This window comes from Paraburkholderia kururiensis (assembly GCF_034424375.1).
In the GTDB taxonomy this organism is placed as follows: domain Bacteria; phylum Pseudomonadota; class Gammaproteobacteria; order Burkholderiales; family Burkholderiaceae; genus Paraburkholderia; species Paraburkholderia kururiensis_A.
Genome location: NZ_CP139965.1, coordinates 991,056 through 1,011,447, shown reverse-complemented (window position 1 = coordinate 1,011,447; position 20,392 = coordinate 991,056). Strand labels below are relative to the sequence as shown.

The following is a 20,392-nucleotide window of genomic DNA, read 5'->3' as shown; positions in this document are numbered from 1 at the left end:
AGGAAATCGCGTTCATGTCGAACATCCTGCCGGACCGGCTTCAGCCGGGTGCGCCTTACCCGCTCGGAGCCACCTGGGACGGACTCGGCACCAACTTCGCAGTGTTTTCGGCGAACGCGTGGCGCATCGAGCTGTGCCTGTTCGATCCGACCGGCCGCAAGGAAATCTCGCGCTACACGCTGCCCGAATGCACCGACGAGGTCTGGCACGGCTATCTGCCCGGCGCGCATCCGGGCACCGTGTACGGGTTTCGCGCGCACGGTCCGTATCAGCCGCAGCACGGGCATCGCTTCAATCCGCACAAGCTGTTGCTGGACCCGTACGCGCGGCGCCTCGTCGGGCAGTTCCGCTGGTCGGATGCGCTCTTCAGCTATCGCGTGCATTCGAACCGGCTGGACCTTTCCATCGACCGACGCGACTCCGCGCCCGCCATGCCCAAGTGCGTGGTAGAGGACAGCACCTTCGACTGGTCGCACGACGTGCGCCCCAACGTGCCGTGGGGCAGCAGCGTAATTCTCGAGACGCACGTGCGCGGCCTCACCATGCAGCGCGAAGATTTGCGGCCGCACGAGCGCGGCACCTTCGCGGGCCTCACGGCGCCGGGCGTGATCGAGCATCTGCACAAGCTGGGCGTGACCGCCGTGGAGCTGCTACCCGTGCATGCGTTCCTGCACGACCGCTTCCTCGTGGCGCGCGGCCTGCACAACTACTGGGGCTACAACACGGCCGCGTTCTTCGCGCCGGAGCCCGCGTATCTCTCCACGCATCATCCCGACGAAATGCGCATCGCGATCCGGCAACTGCATGCGGCCGGTATCGAGGTCATTCTGGACGTGGTCTACAACCACACCTGCGAAGGCAACGAACTGGGGCCCACGGTGTGCTGGCGCGGGCTCGACAACGCGAGCTATTACCGCCTCATTCCCGGCGACGAACGGCATCACATCAACGACACGGGCTGCGGCAACACGCTCAATCTCTCGCATCCGCGCGTGCTGCAGATGGTGATCGATTCGCTGCGCTACTGGGCCACCTCGTACAACGTGGACGGCTTCCGCTTCGACCTGGGCGTGACGCTGGGCCGCGAGGCCACGGGCTTCGATCCGGGCTCCGGCTTCTTCGACGTGCTGCGTCAGGACCCCGTGCTCTCGCGATGCAAGCTCATCTCTGAGCCGTGGGACATCGGCCCCGGCGGCTATCAGCTCGGCAACCTGCCGCCGGGCTTCGCGGAATGGAACGACCGCTTTCGCGACAGCGTGCGGCGCTATTGGCGCGGCGACCCGGGCCAGCGGCCCGATCTCGCCGCGCGGCTCACGGGCTCGGCGGACTTTTTCAACCGGCGCTTTCGCAAGCCGTGGTCGTCGGTCAACTTCGTCACCTCGCATGACGGCTTCACGCTGGCCGACCTCGTTTCGTACACGCACAAGCACAACGAGGCGAACGGCGAAGGCAACAACGACGGCCACAACGAAAACTGGAGCGCGAACTGGGGCGCCGAAGGGCCCACCGACGACCCCGCGGTGCGCGAAACCCGCGAACGCGTGTCGCGCTCCATGCTCGCTACGCTCCTGATCGCGCTCGGCACGCCGATGTTGCTCCTCGGCGACGAAGCATGCCGAACGCAGCAAGGAAACAACAATGCGTACTGTCAGGACAACGCACTATCGTGGTATGACTGGTCGCTTGCCGCATCCGACGAAGGCCGGAAAATGACGGCGTTCGTCGCACGTGCCATTGCGCTGCGCAAGGACCATCCGCTGCTGCGCGAAACGCGTTTTCTCTTCGGCGACCGCGAAGTGCTGCCGGGTGTCTACGATATCGGCTGGTTCGACGAGCGCGGCGATCCGCTCTCCATCGAGGCATGGCAAGACCCCGAAGGGCGCGCGTTCACGCTGCGCCGCGCGGGGGCCGCGCTGGACGGCGAAACGGAAGTGCTGCTCATGATGCTCAACGCATCCGGCGACGCGCTCACGTTCACGCCGCCTCCGCCGCATCTGGAATGGCACGTGCTGATGGATACGGCAGAACCCGAAGCGCCGACGCGACCGCTCGGCGCAACGGAACTCAAGGTGGCGGCGCATACGATGGTCGTGCTGGGCGCGCGGCCCTCGGGCGAGGCAGACTGGCAGACGGGCTGGATGCCAGGTGCTCAGCATGGCGAACGATTGCTGACCGCCCTGCCGCCCGACCCCGGCACGCTCTCGCCCGACGCTGCCGCCGACGGTCCCGAAGCGCCGCCCGTCAGCCACCGCAACGAACCGCCGCACGAGGCTTAGTGCCCCGGCACAAAACACACGATGGGATGAATCATGTCCGAATCTGCGATGGATCCCAACACGCGCCACTACGCGCATTGCCTGCCGCTCGGCGCGCAGGTGGTAGGCGTCGGCAGCGACGCGCAGCGCACGCGCTTTCGCCTGTGGGCGCCGTCGTGCGAGTCGGTGCAGTTGCAGCTGGAAGGCGGCTGCGACAGCAGCGGCGACGCCTCGCTCGTCGACATGCAGCCGGCCGGCAACGGCTGGTTCGAAGCCGAACTGGCATGCGGCGCGGGCACGCTGTATCGCTACCGCATCGACGGCGAGCTGGCGATACCCGACCCGGCCTCGCGCTTCCAGCCGCAGGACGTGCATGGCCCGAGCGAAGTAATCGACCCGCGCGCGTACCGCTGGCAACACACGCACTGGCAAGGCCGCCCCTGGGAAGAGACGGTGCTCTACGAATTGCACGTGGGCACGCTGGGCGGTTACGCGGGCGTGACGAAGCGGCTCGCGTCGCTCGTGGAAGTGGGCGTGACCGCCATCGAACTCATGCCGCTCAACGACTTTCCGGGCACGCGCAACTGGGGCTATGACGGCGTGCTGCCCTACGCGCCCGATTCGGCCTACGGGCGGCCCGAAGACCTCAAGGCGCTGATCGACGCGGCGCATGGCCTGGGCCTCATGGTGTTTCTGGACGTGGTCTACAACCACTTCGGTCCGGACGGCAATTACCTTCAGCAATACGCGAAGCCGTTCTTCAAGGAAGGCTCGCATACGCCGTGGGGCCAGGCCATCGACTTCGACCGCATGGAGGTGCGCGACTTCTTCTGCGAGAACGCGCTCTACTGGCTCAACGAATACCGCTTCGACGGACTGCGCATCGACGCCGTGCACGCTATCGCAAACGACGGCTGGCTGCGCGAACTGGCCGACCACGTGCACGCGCGTGTGGAGCCTGGGCGCCGCGTGCATCTGGTGCTGGAAAACGAGCACAATCACGCAAGCCTGCTCGAATCGCACTTCGACGCGCAGTGGAACGACGACGCGCACAACGTACTGCACGTCATGCTGACCGGCGAAACGGAGGGCTACTACCGTTCGTACGCCGAAGCACCGGCGCGCAAGCTCGCGCGCGTGCTGGGCGAAGGCTTCGCGTATCAGGGCGACCCTTCGCCCGCACACGACGGCGCCCCACGCGGCGAACCGAGCGGCCACCTGCGGCCCACGGCATTCGTGATGTTTTTGCAGAACCACGATCAGATCGGCAACCGCGCGTTCGGCGAACGGCTGCGCATGCTCTGCAAGGACGACCCCGTGCGCGCGGCCACTGCGCTCATGCTGCTCTCGCCGCAGATTCCGCTCGTCTTCATGGACGAGGAATACGGCTCGAAGCAGCCGTTCCTCTTCTTCACCGACTACACCGGCGAACTCGCGGACGCCGTGCGCGAAGGCCGGCGCCGCGAGTTCGCGCGCTTCTCCGCGTTTGCCGACCCCGAACGCCGCGCGCAGATTCCCGATCCGAACGACCCCGCTACGTTCGCCGCATCGTCGCCGCCGCGCGGCGATCCTGTCGCGCATGCAAGCGGCGAGCGCCTCGAATGGATGCACTTCTACAAGTCGGCGCTCGCGGTGCGCGCGAAGCTCATTACGCCGCGGCTCGCTCATGCGAAGGCGGCCGGCGCCGACGTACTGAAGACACGCGACGGCAACGATGCGCCCGCCGTCATCGCACGCTGGCGCCTCTCCGACGGCGAAACGCTGACCATCGCGCTGAACCTCGGCGGCGAAGACGTGCCGCTTGCCGAATTGCCCGCGGGCAAGGTGGTGTTCGAAACGCCGCCGCGCGCCCGCGACCACGTGCGCGATCACGCGTTGCCCGCGTATGCCTGCGTGGCGTGGCTCACGGGCGACGTCTGCGAATACGCATTGGGCCACGACGCCCGACGCGCCGAACCCGCGGAGCCGAACCCGTGACACCCGCACGACGCACAGTCGGTACGACCGGCACCGCCACCACGATTGCGCAGCTCGCCGAGGCGGCGGGCTTCGAAGTGGAATGGTCCGACGCGCACGGGCATCCCCAGCGCGTGCCCGAAGAAACACTGGCCGTGCTGCTCGAACGCATCGGCTTGCCCTGCTCCAGCGCGGCGCAGATTCGCCAGAGCGCCGCCGCGCTCGAAGCGGAGAACGCGGGGCGCAAGCTGCCGCCGCTCATCTCCGTGGATTGCGACCGCGCCGTCGCGCTGCCCGTGGCCGGCGTGAAGTCGGGCAGCCATTACCGCATCGAACTGGAAAGCGGCGCCGTGATCGACGGACGCTTCACCGCGCCTCGCGGCGAAGCACCGTTGCTCGCGCCCATCGGCGAGCCGGGGTATCACAGCCTGCTGCTCAACGACACGCGCATCACGCTCGCCGTGGCGCCGCAGCGCTGCCACACGGTGGCCGACGCATGGCACGCGCTGCACGGCGAGGCCGCGCATGCGCCGCCGCTCTGGGGCATCGCGGCGCAGCTCTACGGCCTGCGCCGCGCGGACGACGGCGGCATGGGCGACTACACGGCGCTGGCCTCGCTCGCGATAGCCAGTGCGAAGCGCGGTGCGCACGCGCTCGCCATCAGCCCTACCCATGCGATGTTCAGCGCCGAGCCGCAACGCTTCAGCCCTTACGCGCCGTCGTCGCGGTTATGGCTCAACGTCGCGCACATCGACCCTGCCGCCGTGTTCGGCACAGAGGCGGCACAGGCCGCCATCGCTTCGGTGCACGCTGCCGACGAACGCGCCGCGCTGGAAGCGCTGCCGCTCATCGACTGGCCGCCCGCCGTGCGCAACAAGCTGCGCGTGCTGCGCGCGCTCTTCGAACGGTTCTGTGCTGAAGAGCGCGCGCACGGTTCGCCGCGCGCCCGCGAATTCGAGGACTTCTGCACACGAGGCGGACGGGCGCTCGAAGATCACGCGCGGTTCGAAGCGCTGCACGCGGCGCAGCTCGAAGCGCATGAACGCAACGGCAAGGACAAGGGCCGCGCCCCGCACCACTGGCGCGACTGGCCCGAAGCCTTGCGCAATCCGCGTGCGCCGGAAGTGGATGCGTTCGCCGGCGAGCATCGCCACGAAGTGGACTTCCACCTCTTCCTGCAATGGCTCGCCGCGAAGGGCCTCTCGCATGCGCAGCACGCGGCGCGCGACGCGGGCATGGCTATCGGTCTGATCGCGGACCTCGCGGTGGGATGCGACAGTGCCGGCAGCCACGCATGGTCCTGGCCCGAAGACATGCTGCAAGGCGTCTCCGTCGGCGCGCCGCCCGACCTCTTCAACCAGGCCGGGCAGTCGTGGGGGCTCACCACGTTCTCGCCGCGCGCCATGCGCACGCAGGGCTTTCGCGCGTTCATCGACATGCTGCGCGCCGCGTTCGCCCACGCGGGCGGCGTGCGCATCGACCATATTCTCGGGCTGCGCCGGCTCTGGCTCGTGCCCGAAGGCGAAAGCGCGCGCAACGGCGCCTACCTGCGCTATCCGCTCGGCGACCTGCTGCGGCTCATCGCGCTCGAATCGTGGCGGCATCGTGCCGTCGTGATCGGCGAAGACCTCGGCACGGTGCCGCCGGGCTTTCGCGAGCGGCTCGCGGAACGCGGGCTCTCCGGCATCCGCGTGCTGTGGTTCGAGCGCGACGGCTCGCGCTTCATGGCGCCCACGCAGTGGGACGCCAACGGCGTGGCCACCACCACGACGCACGATCTGCCCACCGTGTGCGGCTGGTGGAGCGGAACGGACATCGAGTGGCGCCACCGCATCGGACAAACCGCGCCGCGGGCCGATGGCCGCGACCCGGTGAAGCTGGCGCGCGAGGAACGCGCGGCAGACCGCGACGCGCTCTGGTCCGCGTTCCAGCATGCAGGCGTCGCCGCGCCCGACGTGCCCGCGCCGCCCGCGGACGAGGCGCCGCTCGACGAAGCGCTCGCCTTCGTCGCTGCCACGCCGTGCCCGCTCGTCACGTATCCGCTCGAAGATCTGCTCGCGCTCGAAGACCAGCCGAACCTGCCCGGCTCCATCGACGAGCATCCGAACTGGCGTCGCCGCCTTACCGTGCCCGTCGACGAGATGTTCGACGACGACACGTTCTCCGACCGCCTGCTCGCCGTCGACCGCGCTCGCGCTGCGAGCCGCGAGGCGACGGCAGCACCATCGGTAACACCCGCAACACCCGCGCCGTCGGCGCCTTCTCCTGATCGATCATGACCGTCCCACGCGCCACGCTCCGCCTCCAGTTCCACGCCGGCTTCACGTTCGACGACGCCGCGAAGCACCTCGATTACTTCGCTGCGCTGGGCGTGAGCCACCTCTACGCATCGCCCATCACGACGGCGCGGCCCGGCTCGCTGCACGGCTACGACGCCGTGGACTACAGCCAGGTCAACGAAGAGCTGGGCGGCGAAGCCGGGCTGAAGCGTCTTGTCGCCAGGCTGCGCGAGCGCGACATGGGGCTCGTCATCGACATCGTGCCGAACCACATGGGCATCGGCGCCCACAACGCGTGGTGGCTCGACGTGCTCGAGTGGGGACGTCATAGCGCGTACGCGCGGCACTTCGACATCGACTGGCATTCGCCGGACCCGGCACTGCGCGGCAAGGTGCTGATGCCGTGCCTCGGCGCGCCCTACGGCGTAGAGCTGGAAGCGGGGCGCATCGCGTTGCGCTTTCACGCCGACAGCGGCCGCTTTCAGGTGGTCTACGGGGACAACGTGTGCCCCATCTGCCCCGTGGATTACGCCGCGATCCTGCAAGCCGCAGAGGACAACACCGAACTGACCGCACTCGCGCAGACGTTCGAAGGGCTCACCACGCAGCCCGAAGATCAACCGCGTGCAGCGGCGGGGCGCGAAGCGCTGCGCACGTTCGCAGCACAACATGGCCCAGCCGCGTTCGACCCTGCGCTCGAAGCGTTCGCGGGCACGGCGGCAGTGTCGCATGAGCGGCTGCATCGGTTGCTCGAACGCCAGCACTTTCGCCTGGCGTGGTGGCGCACGGCGTCCGACGAGGTGAACTGGCGGCGCTTCTTCGACATCAGCACGCTCGCCGCCGTGCGCGTGGAGCGGCCCGAAGTGTTCGAAGCCGTGCATGCGCTCGTGTTCCGGCTCTACGAGCAAGGGCTGATAGACGGCGTGCGCATCGATCACGTGGACGGGCTCGCCGAGCCGCGCGAATACTGCCAGCGCCTGCGGCAGCGGCTCGTGGATCTGCGCGGCAATCATCCGTACATCGTGGTGGAGAAGATCCTGGGGCGCGGCGAGCGGCTGCGCGACGACTGGCCCGTGGACGGCACCACCGGCTACGACTTCATGAACGACGTCGGCTCGCTGCTGCACGACCCGGACGGCGCGGCGCCGCTCGCGGCGACGTGGGCCGAACTGACAGGCGCCTCGCCCTCGTTCGCCGACGAGGCCATCGCGGCACGACGCCAGATACTCGCCGAACACCTTTCCGCCGAACTGGACCGCGCCACGCGCGCGCTGCACCGCATTGCACGCGACCATCCCACCACGCGCGACTTCACGTTCGCCGCGATACGCCGCGTCGTCGCCGAGCTGGCGGTGCATTTCCCCGTCTACCGTATCTACCCGCAAATCGGCCTGCGCTCCAATGCCGACAACGAATGGTTCGCGAAAGCGCTCGACGGCGCGCGCCGTACGCTCTCGCGCAGCGACCACGAGGTGCTGGCGCGTGTGGACGCGTGGCTCGGAGGGAGCGGGGGGGATGCGGAGCGGGATGCACGTGACGCACGCGATGGGCGTGGTCATCGGGCGGCAGCTGCGGGTTCGTCTCAGGGGCAGACTCAAGCGCAGGTGCAGACGCAGGCACAAGGGCAGCCTCAGTCGTCCACTTCTGCGGCTGCGCAAAAAGCACGTCCCGCTGCGCCGCCCGTGACCCCATTCAGCCACGCGCTCGCCTCGCAGCGCACGGCGCTCACGCTGTTCTCGCAACTCACCGCGCCGCTCGCTGCGAAGGCGATCGAAGACACGGCGGGCTATCGCTACGGCCGGCTGCTTTCGCGCAACGAAGTAGGTGCGGACGCGGGCGAGTTCGCCATCACGGTCGAGCAGTTTCATGCGGCCAATCAGGAACGGCGCCGCCGTTTTCCGCACGCGATGCTGGCCACCTCCACGCACGATCACAAGCGCGGCGAAGACGTGCGCGCGCGGCTCGCGGTGCTGAGCGAACTCGCGCCCGAATGGAGCGCGGCGCTGCGCCGCTGGTCCACGGTGAACGCGCCGCTGCGGCGGTTCGTCGAGGGCGGCGCGCCAGCCGTGGCGCCTGCGTCCGATGCCGCGGGCAACGTCCCCGATCCGCAGCATTGGGCGCCCGGGCCCGCTGCCGAAGCCATGCTGTATCAGACGCTGGTGGGCTGCTGGCCGCCTGGTCTCGCCGCCGACGACGAAGGCGGCATCCGCGAACTCGCCGAACGCATCGCGCAGTGGCAATTGAAGGCGCTGCGCGAAGCGAAGCAGCGCACCAGCTGGTACGCCCCCGACGAAGCCTTCGAGCGCGCCTGCCGCGACTTTCTATTCGACATCCTGGCACCGCAGCGGCGCGATGGTTTCCTGCGCGAGCTGTGCGATTTCGTGGAGCGCATCGCGCCGGCCGGTGCCGTGAACAGCCTGCAACAGACGGTGCTGCAACTCACGTCGCCAGGCGTGCCCGATCTTTATCAGGGTACCGAACTATGGGACTTCAGCCTCGTGGATCCCGACAATCGTCGGCCCGTGGACTTTGCGGCGCGTGCTGCCGCGCTCGCGCCCACGCCGCCGTCGGAACGGCTGCGCGAGTGGCGCAACGGCCACGTGAAGCTCGGCGTCGTGCAGCGGCTGCTCGCGTTGCGTGCGCAAATGCCGGAGGTGCTCGGCACCGGCGTCTATCTGCCGCTCACGGTGCGCGGCACGCATGCGAAGCGCGCCATCGCGTTCGTGCGTCAGCACGGCAACGGCTATGTGGTGGTGATCTGCACGCGCCTTGCGGCGCCGCTGCTGGAGAGCGGCTCGGGGCTGCCGCTCGTCGAGCCGGCGAAGTGGGAAGACACGGCCGTCGAAATGCCCGCAGGACTCGCCTCGCGCACGCTGATGGATCTGCTGAGCCCGGCCGCGCAAAAGGTGAACGGCGATGGCCTGCTCTATCTGCGCGATGCGCTGGCGGCCATGCCGGTGGCGGTGCTGCTGGAAGACGGTGTGCCGGGTGCCTGAGTCTGAATAGCCCAGCCCCGCCAGGCAACGGCGCAGACCACTGAGCAGACCACTGCGGCGGCTGGAATCAGCCGCCCAGGTCTTCAAGGTCTTTCGGATACACGCGCACGAGCACGATGCGCGGGCCCTTCATCTTCTTGACCACCACGTCGAAGCGGTCGAACGACACGCGCTGACCTTCGGTGGGCAAGTCGTTGAGCGCCTGGATCACGAGGCCGCCCACCGATTCGGCGCGGCCTTCGTCGATGTCGATGCCGAGCGCCCGCTCCAGCGACACCACAGGCAAGCTGCCCTTGCCCATCAGCGTGCCGTCGTCCATGCGGGTCCAGTCGGTGTCGCTCTGGCGGAACTCGTCGTGAATCTGGCCCACGAGCGCGCCCAGCAGGTTGTCGAGCGTGATGAACCCCATCGGCCGACCGCGCTTGTTTCCCACCAGCGCGAAGTGCGGCACGCCTTTGCGGAAGCGCCGGAACAGTTCGAGCGCGGGCATCTGAGGCTTGACGTACTGCACGGGACGCGCGTAGCGGCGCAGGCTTTCATTCCCATGCGCGGCGTCGCTTTCCTGCGCAAGCAAAAGATCCTTCAGATGCACGACGCCGGCCACGTGCTCGCCGCTTGCATCTTCGAACAGCGGATAGCGGCTGAAGCGATGCCGCGCGATCACCTGCATGTTCTCCTGCCACGGCCGGTCCAGCCGCAGGCTCACCAGTTCGTGCGCGGGCCGCATGAGGTCCGACACGGTCATGGTGGAGAAGTCGAGCGAATGCGCGATGGTGTTCCACTCGTCCGCGCTGTAGGCGTTCGTGCCGGCTGACGTGAGCGCTGCTGTCGGTCCTCCTGGCTCCGTGGATCCCGTCGTCGCGTGCCCCGCTGCACGCGTGCGGCGGCTGCGCAAAATAAGCTTGAGTTCTTCGGTGGAATACTGCGCGTCGGTGTTGTGCGTCTGCGCGAGGCCCGCCATGCGCAGCACGCCGTTCGCGCTCGTGTTGAGCAGCCAGATGGCCGGATACATGACCCAGTAGAAGCCGTAGAGCGGCGCGGCCACCCACAGCGCGATCTTCTCGGCCTCGCGAATGGCGAGCGACTTCGGCGCAAGCTCGCCCACCACGATGTGCAAAAACGAAATGCACGAGAAGGCGAAGAACAGCGAAATACCGTGAATCAGCTGCTCCGACGTCACGCCGATCAGTTCGAAGAGCGGCGTGAGCAGTTCCGCGAACGCGGGCTCGCCGATCCAGCCGAGGCCCAGCGATGCGAGCGTGATGCCGAGCTGGCAGGCGGACAGATAGGCATCGAGCCGGCCGTGCACGCGCGCGAGCAACTTGCCGCGCATGCCGTAACGCTTTTCCAGCGTCTGGACGCGTGTTTGTCTCAGCTTGACGAGGCCGAACTCCGCGGCGACGAAGAAACCATTGAGCGCTACGAGCAGCAATGCGCCAACAAGGGCGATAACCTGGATCAAAACGACGGGCTCCAACAACAAAAGTCGTCAGTATAGGGCCCGAAAGTGGGATGTAAGCAAACGGACGCCATCGGGCGACGGCTGCGCTGCCGCCCGCGGCGCGCTCATCCGGCCATGAGCGGCACGTGCAGCGCGAGCGTCGCGCTCTTGCCGGCCTCGGGCATGGCCTGCTCGAACGCGCCGCCATGCGCTTCGGCCACGCGCCGGCAGAGCGACAACACCCAGGCAATGCGGCCGGCTTCGCGCGGCTCCTGCGCCTGCCGACGCGCGAAGGCTTCGAGCAGATGCGGGAGCGATTCGTCGGTAAGCGTCTGCGGCGACGGCGAGTACGCCACGTTGAAATGCGCGGAGGTGCCGATGGACGCTGCCGCCAGCAGCACGGTGCCGCCGCGCGCGCTCGCTTCCGTGGCGAACGTGAGCATCAGCCACAACGCCTGCGAGATGCGCTCGCGGTCGCCGGTCACCTGTTCGGAGGTCAGCGGCGTGTCGACCACGATGGTCACGCCGCGCGCGTCGGCGAGGCCGGCACGAACTTCGCCGACGGCCGCATCCACCAGCGCGCGCAATCCGAACGGCTCGCGTTCGATGGCGAGCTTCCTGGTTTCACTGCGGGTCGTGTCGACCACGTCCTCCAGCAGCTTGACCTGTTGTTCGATGCCGGTGCGAATGCCGGTGAGCGCGCGTTGCGCGGTAGCGTCGCCGGCGTCGATCTTGCGCTCCAGCACATACGCCCAGCTGTGCACGGCATTCAACGGACTGCGCATGTCGTGCGAGACCACCGAGAGCACATGGTCGCGCATGAAGAGAGCGGTTTCGGCACACAGACGTGCCACGCGTTCGGCACGGGAGAGGGACGTTGCCACGGTCGGAATTCCTTGAACGAAGCTCGTAGAAGTCGGAGGAAATGAAGCAAGGCGCGACTGCGAAGGGCGAATGAATTATAGGCGGCGCCCAAGATGTTCCGACGGCGCACGAAACGTGCCCGACATCCTTTCCCGGCGCCCCGGCCAGCTCCGGCTTCGCGAAGTGCGAAAAGCATGCGGGCAAGGCAATACGCCTACAATGTCGACTTTTCCTTTACCGCAACCAGGAGTTACTCATGTCGACCGTCACGACCGCATCCGGCCTTCAGTACGAGGACCTGACCGAAGGCTCCGGCGCCGAAGCACAGGCCGGCCGGACCGTCACCGTGCACTACACCGGCTGGCTCACCGACGGGCAGAAGTTCGACTCCAGCAAAGACCGCAACGACCCATTCGCGTTCGTGCTGGGCGGCGGCATGGTGATCAAGGGCTGGGACGAAGGCGTGCAGGGCATGAAGGTGGGCGGCGTGCGCAAGCTCACCATTCCGCCGCAACTGGGCTACGGCGCGCGCGGCGCAGGCGGCGTGATTCCGCCGAACGCGACGCTCGTGTTCGAAGTGGAACTGCTGGCTGTCTGAGTGAGCGAGAGACGCCGATGACGTGAAGGAGCCCCCCCTTCCGTCGCACGGCTTGCCGCGATGCCGCACCCTCACGCGCCACTACTCGCTCCCAGCGTCTCGCTGCGCCGTTACGGCGACATCGAGGCATCGGACGTGCACGACTTTCATCAGGTCGTGCTGGGGCTCGACGGCACGATGGTGATGGCCGTGGACGGCGTCGCGCAGCGGATCGACGCGCGCTCCGCGTGGCTGGTGCCGGCAGGCGCGCGCCACGACTACGCGGGCATCGGCGAGAACCGGCAACTGGTGCTGGACTTGCCGGCGGCGTCCGTCGCGGTGCCTGAGCGGCTCTTCGCGCAGGCAAGACCGCTCGCGCTGGATAGCGGACTCGTGCGGCTCGTTCGCGATATCGCGATGCGCACGGCAGGCGACGCGCCGTGGCCTGGTGCGCCCGACATGCGAACGCGCCGTTTCAGCTGGGATGCCGCCACGCGGCTGTGCGCGGGCATCGTTGCGCAGGCGGGCGCGGCGCCTGAGGCGATGGCGGTGCAATCCGCAGGGCTCGACTTCGCTCGCATCGACCGCTGGTTACGGACGCATCTGTCCGAACCGCTGCGTATCGCCGACCTTGCCGCGCATTGCGGCTTCGGCATGCGCCGCTTTCATCAACTCTTCAACGAAGCGTTCGGCGAAACGCCGCATCGCTACCTTCAGCGGCTGAGGCTGGACACGGCTGTGACGCTGCTTGCCGATCCGCGGCGCGCCCTCACTGACATCGCGCTCGAAGTGGGCTTCGCAGATCAGAGCGCCTTCACGCACGCATTCTCACGACGCTTCGGCGTAGCGCCCGGACAGTGGCGCATGCAGCGCCACTGAGCCGGATCGGTCTGGTTTCGTGTTTCTGATGCTCTGATGCGCGGCTGGCTGCCGCCTCGTCGTGCCGGCGCCGCGCAATCGGTTACTTCGTATCCAGACCGCGCGCCAGGTCGTGGCGAATGTCGTCTGAATTTTCGAGTCCCACCGCGAGACGGATCAGACCTTCGGTGATGCCCGCTGCCGCGCGCGCCTCCGGCGTGATGCGGCCATGCGTGGTCGTAGCCGGATGCGTGATGGTGGTCCGCGTGTCGCCCAGGTTGCCGGTAATCGAGCAGATCTTCGTGTTGTCGATCACGCGCCATGCGTTGGCTCGCTGCGCTTCGGGCGTGTCGCCCTTCAGCTCGAACGACACGATCGCGCCGCCCGCCTTCTGCTGGCGCTTCGCCAACGCATATTGCGGATGCGATTCGAGGCCCGGATAGAACACGCGATTCACGGCAGGATGCGCCTCCAGCCAGCGCGCGATCTCCAGCGCGTTCGCCGACTGCTTCTCGACGCGCAGCGACAGCGTTTCCATGCCCTTGAGCAGCACCCACGCATTGAAGGCCGAGAGCGTAGGTCCGGCGCTGCGCACGAACGGAAACACCTTCTCCATGATGAATTTGCGCGAACCCACGAGCGCGCCGCCCAGCACGCGACCCTGGCCGTCAAGGAATTTGGTGGCCGAATGCATGACCACGTCCGCGCCCAATTTCAGCGGCTGTTGCAACGCGGGGCTACAGAAGCAGTTGTCGACGACGAAGAGCGCGTTGGCCGCTTTCGCGATCTTGCCGACTGCTTCGATGTCCGCAATTTCCGTGAGCGGGTTCGACGGCGTTTCGAGGAAGAACATCTTCGTTTCCGGGCGCACGGCGTTCTTCCAGGCATCGAGATCCTTCGGATCCACGAACGTGGTCGCTATGCCGAAGCGGCTGAAGATCTGCGAGAACATGCCCAGCGTGGAACCGAACAGGCTCTGCGAACTGACGATATGGTCGCCGGCCTGAAGCGCCGACATCACCACCGAGAGAATCGCCGCCATGCCCGACGCCGTGGCGATGCACGCCTCGCCGCCCTCGAGCGCCGCGAGCCGGTCCTGGAACATCGAGACGGTAGGGTTGGTGAAGCGCGAGTACGTGTACGCTTCTTCGGCGTTCTTGAAGCGCTCGGCAGCCTCGGCAGCGCTCGAAAAACAGAAGCTCGACGTGAGGAAGATGGCTTCCGAATGCTCGTTGAAGTCGCTGCGCAGCGTGCCCGAACGCACGGCGAGCGTATCGAAGTTGAGGGTATCGTCCATGCTGGTTCTGTTTCCGTTTCAGGGCCGATGCGCGTTCGTGCTTATGTGGTTTCCCATGCGGTGGCATGGGAACACGTGGCATCGGCGGACAACAAAAAAGCCCGCTTTGCGTCGGCATAAGCGGGCTTCATGCAATTGGCGAGGTGCCTGTGTGGCTGTGGCTTCAACCTTGAGCGGCTTCAAGCGTCGGGGCGATTGCGGCACCGGTCGCTTTAGCTGTTTTGGGTTGCCCCGCGTCCGCAAGCTGAGATCAAATCGACGCAAGCCGCCATGCTATCACGACTGACCGCGGTTCATCACCGCGGCCGCCGGCAGCGCTGCCGGGCGCTTACTCCACCGAAAGCTGCAAGTGCAGTTGCGAACGGGCGACGCCGCCTTCGATGGCTTCGCTGGCCGCATCGCGGTCCGACTGGGCATCCGGCGCGAGGCGCGCGCGCTCGATACGGTCCAGGTACTCCGTGGTCACGTCGCCCGTGATGTAGTCGCCGTCGAAGCAGGAAGCCTCGAAGCCCTTGAGCGCCGGGTTGATGTCGCGCACGGCCTGCTTGAGCGCTTCCACGTCCTGATAGACGAGAACGTCGGCGCCGATCAAGCGCGCCACTTCTTCGTCCGAACGACCGTGGGCCACGAGTTCGCCGCGCGTCGGCATGTCGATGCCGTAGACGTTCGGGAACTTCACGGGCGGCGCCGCCGAGGCGAACACCACCTTATTCGCGCCCGCGTCGCGCGCCATCTGCACGATCTCATGCGAGGTGGTTCCGCGCACGATGGAGTCGTCCACGATCAGCACGTTCCTGCCCTTGAACTCGATGCCCATGGCGTTGAGCTTCTGGCGCACCGACTTCTTGCGCACCGCCTGGCCCGGCATGATGAAGGTACGGCCCACGTAACGGTTCTTGAAGAAGCCTTCGCGATATTCGACGCCGAGCTTCGCCGCCACCTGCATCGCAGCCGGGCGCGACGAATCGGGAATCGGCATGACCACGTCGATCTTCACGTCGGGCGGCAGCACGCGGAGAATCTTCTCGGCGAGATAGTCGCCCATGCGCAGGCGGGCGTTGTAGACGGGCACGCCGTCGAGTACCGAGTCGGGCCGCGCCAGGTACACGAGCTCGAAAATGCAGGGGTTGAGGCTCGGGTTGGTCGCGCACTGCTGCGCGTGAAAATTGCCTTCGATGTCGATGAAGATCGCTTCGCCCGGCGCCACGTCGCGCACGAACTCGAAGCCGATGCCTTCCAGCGCCACGGATTCCGAAGCCACCATCCATTCAGTGCCCTCGGGCGTTTCCATCTTGCCGATGCACAGCGGGCGGATGCCGAACGGGTCGCGGAACGCGAGCAAACCGTAGTCGGCGATCAGCGACACGATCGCGTACGAGCCGCGCACGCGCCGGTGCACGCCGGCAACGGCCTTGAAGAGCGCCGCAGGGTCGAGTTGCAGACCCGAGCTGGAAAGCTGCAATTCGTGCGCAAGCACGTTGAGCAGCACTTCGGTGTCCGAGTTGGTGTTGATGTGGCGGCGGTCGACGCGGAACATCTCGTCTTTCAACTGCTGCCAGTTCGTGAGGTTGCCGTTGTGCGCAAGGATGATGCCGAACGGCGCGTTCACGTAGAACGGCTGCGCCTCTTCCTCGCTCGTTGCCGATCCCGCCGTGGGATAGCGCACCTGGCCGATGCCCCAGGTACCGGGCAGGCTGCGCATGTTGCGCGTGCGGAACACGTCGCGCACCATGCCGTTGGCCTTGTGCATGTGGAACGTGCTGCCGTTCGCGGTGGCGATGCCGGCGGCGTCCTGACCGCGATGCTGCAGAAGCAGCAGGCTGTCATAGATCAGCTGGTTGACGGGGGAACGGGAAACTACGCCTACGATGCCGCACATGGCATGTCCTTCAAAAGATTCGAAATCGGTAGCGGCGCGGGCATCGAGAACCCGGTGATACGCCGCGGCGTTGCACGCCTCTCGGGTTGCCCGCCTCGACTTGTCGCTCTGTCACACGCGGACGTAAGCGGCAAGCGCCTCGGGAAGCAGCGGTTTCAGTTCACGCACGCCTTGCTCGGCGTAGGGCCGCAGCAGCGCGTCGCGCCAGAATGCTTGCTTGGGCAGCTCGGTCAAGCCTGCAAGGGCGACCAGAATCAGCACCAGCACGACCCCGCGTGCGAGGCCGAACAACAGCCCGAGCGACCGGTCCACGCCGGAAAGGCCCGTGGCCTGCACGAGCCGGCTGAGCACTGCGCTCGCCACGCCCGCTACGAGCATCACGCCGACCACGATGATCACGAATGCGATCAACCACTGGGTCAGCGCGCCGCCCGGCCAGTTAGCCGGAATCCACGGCACCACCAGACCAACGAACCGGCACGCCACCAGAAACGCCACAATCCAGCCCACGAGCCCGAACACTTCGGACAAAAACCCGCGCCACGTGCCCCGCAAGGCTGACAGCGCGATGACCGCCATTACAGCGTAGTCGAAGGCGGTGAACATCGGCGGCTTATTGCGCGGACTGGCCGCTACTGCCGTTCGCGCCCGCGCCGAGGCCTGCTTCGCGCACCTTCGCTATCGCCGCCGATGCCGCCGCGCGGTCCGCAAACGGACCAGCGCGCAAAAGCGTGCGCATGGAGCCGTCCGCCTGCTTGCGACGCTCCGTATATGCGGGAACTCCGGCCGCTTTCAACTTCGCTGCCCAATTTCGGGCGCTGGCGTCGTCCGGAAACACGCCCAGTTGCACCGCAAACCGCGCGCCGGGCGGAGAAGCCGGGGAGCCGGTGTCTTTTTCCGCGTCTGTGCTGGGTTCGGTTCTCGCTGCGCGCGCGCTGTTGTTTGCCGAGCCGTTCGTCGCGCTGTTTGCCGCCTGGGTGGCGTTGCTGTGAGGTTTGGTGGACTGAGCCGCTGCCGAAGGCGCGGCCTGGGCGGCCGGCGAGTTGTTGGCGGTGCTGTTGGCCGTACTGCTCGTCCCCGCCGTGGCCGACTTCGCTGAGGCCTTCGCGCCTGCCGCCGGGGAAGAAGCAACCGCGACATTCGGGCTTGCCGACGTCAGCCCCGACGCACCGGGCGCAGCATCCGGCGCCGGGGGATTGTCGGGCGCGACGCCCGCCTGGGTGTCCTGCACAGCCGTGCTGGCCTTCGCGACGGGACGGTTGGGGATGTCGATGGAGATGTCGTCGGTGACGGGCTTGGGGTGCGAGTCGAGCACCATCGGCAACACGACGATTGCCGCGACTACCAGCGCGATGGCGCCTACGAGGCGCCGGCGTGCCCGCTGCTTCTCGGGCAAGGTGGGATCGAGCAGCATGGCGTCGGCGTCCGCCGCCGGACGTTCGGTGCGGCGCGAGCGCCGCTCGACGCGCGCATTTCGGCCGCCCCGCGTAGCACTGGAGTCTGCGCCGCGCCGGCTCGGTGCGTCGTCTTTCTTGCCGAACGAGAAAATTCCCATGAATGGCTGGTCCGCTGGGCCCGGGAGCCGCCTGTCAGTGTTGCTGTGACTTGCGCCACGCCATTACGCCGGCGACAGTCACGAAACTTCCGAAAACCAAGATTCTATCATTTTCGGTTGCCCGTTTTAGCGCGTCTTGAAACGCTGCCGCAGGCGACTCGAAGCGCGCCACGCTACTGTCCGGGCCGTCCGTCACGCCGGCGTCCCGCAGCACGTGCTCGAGTTCCTCGGCCTTCGCGGCGCGCGGCAGCGGCAGATCGGTCACGCACCAGTGGTCGATTTCGCTCTTCAGATGCCGCACCACGCCTGCAATGTCCTTGTCGCGCATCGATCCGAACACGGCGTAGGTGTACGGGAAATAGCCCATGCTGCCGAGGTTTTGCGCGAGCACCGCAGCGGCGTGCGGGTTGTGGCCCACGTCGAAGATGATGGACGGCTTGCCCGGCAGCACCTGGAAGCGGCCCGGCAGCTCGACGTTGGCAAGGCCAAGGCGTATGTCTTGCGCCGAGACCGGCAGGCGGTCGCGCAGCGCTTCGAGACCCGCAAGCGCCGCCGACGTATTGATCAGCTGGTTCGCGCCGCGCAGCGCCGGATACGCGAGTGCGGCGCGCCGCATGGTGCGGCCTGCGTAGGTCCACTGCTGACGCTCGCTGCCCGGCTGGCCTTCGTAGCGGAAATCGCGGCCGAAGAGCCACGGGTCGGCACCAATTTCTTCGGCGTAGTCGATAAGCGTCTGCGGCGGCACCGGGTCCGCGCAAATGGCCGGCTTGCCTGCGCGGAAAATACCGGCCTTTTCGAGCGCGATCTTTTCGCGCGTGTCGCCGAGGTATTCGGTGTGATCCAGATCGATGCTGGTGATGATCGCGCAGTCGGTGTCCAGCACGTTCACCGCGTCGAGGCGTCCGCCCAGCCCCACTTCGAAGATCACCGCATCGAGCCCGCGCGCGGCGAACAGATGCATGATCGCGAGCGTCGTGAATTCGAAGTACGTCAGCGAAACGGGCTCCGGCAGCGAGCGGCGTGCCGCCTCGACGGCTTCGAAGTGCGGCAGCAGTTCTTCGTCGGTGGCGATCTGGCCGTTGATGCGCGCGCGTTCGTTGAACGAGAGCAAATGCGGCGACGTGTGGCAGCCCACGCTATAGCCGGCCTTCAGCAGGATCGTTTCGAGAATCGCGCACGTGGAGCCTTTGCCGTTCGTGCCGCCAACCGTGATGATCGGACACGCGAACGACAGTTGCAGCGCGTCTTTGACCTTGCCGATCCGCGTGAGCCCCATGTCGATGCCGACCGGGTGCGCGGATTCGAGATGCGTGAGCCACGCATCGAGAGTGGGGAATGTCGTCATATGCGCTGCGATTATCGCGGAAATGACAGCGCGCCGCTTGCTTTCGCTGGCGGCGCGCAGGGGCAAATCGTGTTTGAAAAGCCGACGGTGGCCGAGACCGCGGCGGGGCGGCGCTGCGGCGTGCTCGCCGCCCGCGTTATCAGGCGACGGCGTCGGCCGGCTGGCGGCTCAGCAGCGCAATCAGCCGCGCCAGTTCTTCACGCAGCTTGCGGCGGTCCACGATCATGTCGATCGCGCCCTTTTGCAGCAGGAACTCGGCACGCTGGAAGCCTTCCGGCAGCTTCTCGCGCACCGTCTGTTCGATCACGCGGGGGCCGGCGAAGCCGATCAGCGCCTTCGGCTCGGCAATCACGACGTCGCCGAGGAACGCAAAGCTCGCCGATACGCCGCCCATCGTCGGGTCCGTCAGCACGGAGATGAACGGCAGCTTGGCCTCAGCGAGCTTCGTGAGCATGGCGGTGGTCTTGGCCATCTGCATCAGCGAAAGCAGGCTTTCCTGCATACGCGCGCCGCCCGAAGCCGTGAAGCAGATGAACGGCACCTGCTGCTCGATGGCGTTCTGCGCGCCGCGCACGAAACGCTCGCCCACCACGGAGCCCATCGAGCCGCCCATGAACGAGAACTCGAAGCACGACACCACCACCGGCAGTGTGTGGATGGCGCCGCCCATGACGACCATCGCGTCGGTTTCGTCGGTTTCGTCCATCGCTTCTTTCAGGCGGTCGGGGTACTTGCGACTGTCTTTGAACTTCAGCGCATCGACCGGCACGATCTCCTGGCCGATCTCGTAGCGGCCTTCCGGGTCGAGCAGGCCGTCGAGCCGCGCCCGCGCCCCGATGCGCATGTGGTGGTCGCACTTCGGGCAGACGTGCAAGTTGGCCTCCACGTCGTTGCGATACAGCACGGCTTCGCACGACGGGCACTTGATCCAGAGGCCTTCCGGAATCCCCTTGCGGTTCTTCGGGTCGGTCTGCTTGATTTTGGGCGGCAGCAGTTTATCCAGCCAGCTCATTCTGATTCCTTCGTAAGCCTTCTTCGGGCAGCACTGCTGCCGGGGAGCCGGCTGCAGTCTGTTGAAAGTGAAGGCGAA

General features: G+C 67.0%; 14 protein-coding genes. 6 read left to right on the top strand and 8 right to left on the bottom strand.

Going from position 1 to position 20,392, the window contains the following annotated elements; translation table 11 throughout:
- Window positions 1-14: 14 nt before the first annotated feature.
- The 4 genes from glgX to treY are packed head-to-tail and all read left to right on the top strand — an operon-like array spanning window position 15 to window position 9,486.
- Window positions 15-2,276 carry a glycogen debranching protein GlgX gene (gene glgX / locus U0042_RS04585; RefSeq protein WP_114812857.1) on the top strand — a complete coding sequence of 754 codons (2,262 nt, stop codon included), beginning with the start codon at window positions 15-17 and terminating at the stop codon, window positions 2,274-2,276.
- Between the two features lie 33 nt (window positions 2,277-2,309).
- Window positions 2,310-4,232: a malto-oligosyltrehalose trehalohydrolase gene (treZ, locus tag U0042_RS04580; RefSeq protein ID WP_114812855.1), complete on the top strand. Its 1,923-nt coding sequence runs from the start codon at window positions 2,310-2,312 to the stop codon at window positions 4,230-4,232.
- Entirely contained in the window at window positions 4,229-6,490 is a 2,262-nt protein-coding gene (malQ, locus tag U0042_RS04575) for a 4-alpha-glucanotransferase (RefSeq protein ID WP_114812853.1), read from the top strand. The genes treZ and malQ overlap by 4 nt, the downstream gene beginning before the upstream one ends.
- A complete protein-coding gene (gene treY, locus U0042_RS04570; protein WP_114812851.1) occupies window positions 6,487-9,486 on the top strand; it encodes a malto-oligosyltrehalose synthase in 3,000 nt (999 codons plus the stop codon). The genes malQ and treY overlap by 4 nt, the downstream gene beginning before the upstream one ends.
- A gap of 67 nt (window positions 9,487-9,553) precedes the next feature.
- Here the strand turns inward: treY and U0042_RS04565 are convergent, their stop codons facing one another.
- Entirely contained in the window at window positions 9,554-10,948 is a 1,395-nt protein-coding gene (locus tag U0042_RS04565; protein WP_114812849.1) for a hemolysin family protein, read from the bottom strand.
- Window positions 10,949-11,052: 104 nt separating this feature from the next.
- Window positions 11,053-11,811, bottom strand: a complete 759-nt coding sequence (locus tag U0042_RS04560) for a sensor histidine kinase (RefSeq protein ID WP_114812847.1) — start codon at window positions 11,809-11,811, stop codon at window positions 11,053-11,055.
- 236 nt (window positions 11,812-12,047) lie between these two features.
- Between U0042_RS04560 and U0042_RS04555 the strand changes: the two genes are divergently transcribed.
- Entirely contained in the window at window positions 12,048-12,389 is a 342-nt protein-coding gene (locus tag U0042_RS04555) for an FKBP-type peptidyl-prolyl cis-trans isomerase (RefSeq protein ID WP_114812845.1), read from the top strand.
- 60 nt (window positions 12,390-12,449) lie between these two features.
- A complete protein-coding gene (locus U0042_RS04550; RefSeq protein ID WP_114812843.1) occupies window positions 12,450-13,247 on the top strand; it encodes an AraC family transcriptional regulator in 798 nt (265 codons plus the stop codon).
- An 82-nt stretch (window positions 13,248-13,329) separates the two neighbouring features.
- Here the strand turns inward: U0042_RS04550 and U0042_RS04545 are convergent, their stop codons facing one another.
- The 6 genes from U0042_RS04545 to accD all read right to left on the bottom strand — a co-directional run bounded on the left by U0042_RS04545 (window position 13,330) and on the right by accD (window position 20,314).
- On the bottom strand, window positions 13,330-14,523 hold the full coding sequence (locus U0042_RS04545; RefSeq protein ID WP_114812841.1) for an O-succinylhomoserine sulfhydrylase: 1,194 nt from the start codon (window positions 14,521-14,523) through the stop codon (window positions 13,330-13,332).
- Between the two features lie 328 nt (window positions 14,524-14,851).
- Window positions 14,852-16,402 (bottom strand): amidophosphoribosyltransferase, encoded by a 1,551-nt coding sequence (gene purF, locus U0042_RS04540; protein WP_114812839.1) that lies wholly within the window; start codon window positions 16,400-16,402, stop codon window positions 14,852-14,854.
- 111 nt (window positions 16,403-16,513) lie between these two features.
- On the bottom strand, window positions 16,514-17,008 hold the full coding sequence (locus tag U0042_RS04535) for a CvpA family protein (RefSeq protein WP_114812837.1): 495 nt from the start codon (window positions 17,006-17,008) through the stop codon (window positions 16,514-16,516).
- Window positions 17,009-17,015: 7 nt separating this feature from the next.
- Window positions 17,016-17,957 carry an SPOR domain-containing protein gene (locus tag U0042_RS04530; protein ID WP_114812835.1) on the bottom strand — a complete coding sequence of 314 codons (942 nt, stop codon included), beginning with the start codon at window positions 17,955-17,957 and terminating at the stop codon, window positions 17,016-17,018.
- 34 nt (window positions 17,958-17,991) lie between these two features.
- Window positions 17,992-19,302: a bifunctional tetrahydrofolate synthase/dihydrofolate synthase gene (gene folC / locus U0042_RS04525; RefSeq protein WP_114812833.1), complete on the bottom strand. Its 1,311-nt coding sequence runs from the start codon at window positions 19,300-19,302 to the stop codon at window positions 17,992-17,994.
- Window positions 19,303-19,441: 139 nt separating this feature from the next.
- Window positions 19,442-20,314, bottom strand: a complete 873-nt coding sequence (gene accD, locus U0042_RS04520; RefSeq protein ID WP_017773261.1) for an acetyl-CoA carboxylase, carboxyltransferase subunit beta — start codon at window positions 20,312-20,314, stop codon at window positions 19,442-19,444.
- Between the last annotated feature and the right edge of the window lie 78 nt (window positions 20,315-20,392).

Excerpts from the sequence above, each read along its gene's own strand:
- U0042_RS04545 (WP_114812841.1), bottom strand. The coding sequence starts at position 14,523 with ATGGACGATACCCTCAACTTCGATACGCTCGCCGTGCGTTCGGGCACG.
- glgX (WP_114812857.1), top strand. The coding sequence starts at position 15 with ATGTCGAACATCCTGCCGGACCGGCTTCAGCCGGGTGCGCCTTACCCG.
- U0042_RS04530 (WP_114812835.1), bottom strand. The coding sequence starts at position 17,957 with ATGGGAATTTTCTCGTTCGGCAAGAAAGACGACGCACCGAGCCGGCGC.
- U0042_RS04555 (WP_114812845.1), top strand. The coding sequence starts at position 12,048 with ATGTCGACCGTCACGACCGCATCCGGCCTTCAGTACGAGGACCTGACC.
- folC (WP_114812833.1), bottom strand. The coding sequence starts at position 19,302 with ATGACGACATTCCCCACTCTCGATGCGTGGCTCACGCATCTCGAATCC.
- treY (WP_114812851.1), top strand. The coding sequence starts at position 6,487 with ATGACCGTCCCACGCGCCACGCTCCGCCTCCAGTTCCACGCCGGCTTC.
- purF (WP_114812839.1), bottom strand. The coding sequence starts at position 16,402 with ATGTGCGGCATCGTAGGCGTAGTTTCCCGTTCCCCCGTCAACCAGCTG.
- U0042_RS04535 (WP_114812837.1), bottom strand. The coding sequence starts at position 17,008 with ATGTTCACCGCCTTCGACTACGCTGTAATGGCGGTCATCGCGCTGTCA.
- accD (WP_017773261.1), bottom strand. The coding sequence starts at position 20,314 with ATGAGCTGGCTGGATAAACTGCTGCCGCCCAAAATCAAGCAGACCGAC.
- U0042_RS04550 (WP_114812843.1), top strand. The coding sequence starts at position 12,450 with ATGCCGCACCCTCACGCGCCACTACTCGCTCCCAGCGTCTCGCTGCGC.
- treZ (WP_114812855.1), top strand. The coding sequence starts at position 2,310 with ATGTCCGAATCTGCGATGGATCCCAACACGCGCCACTACGCGCATTGC.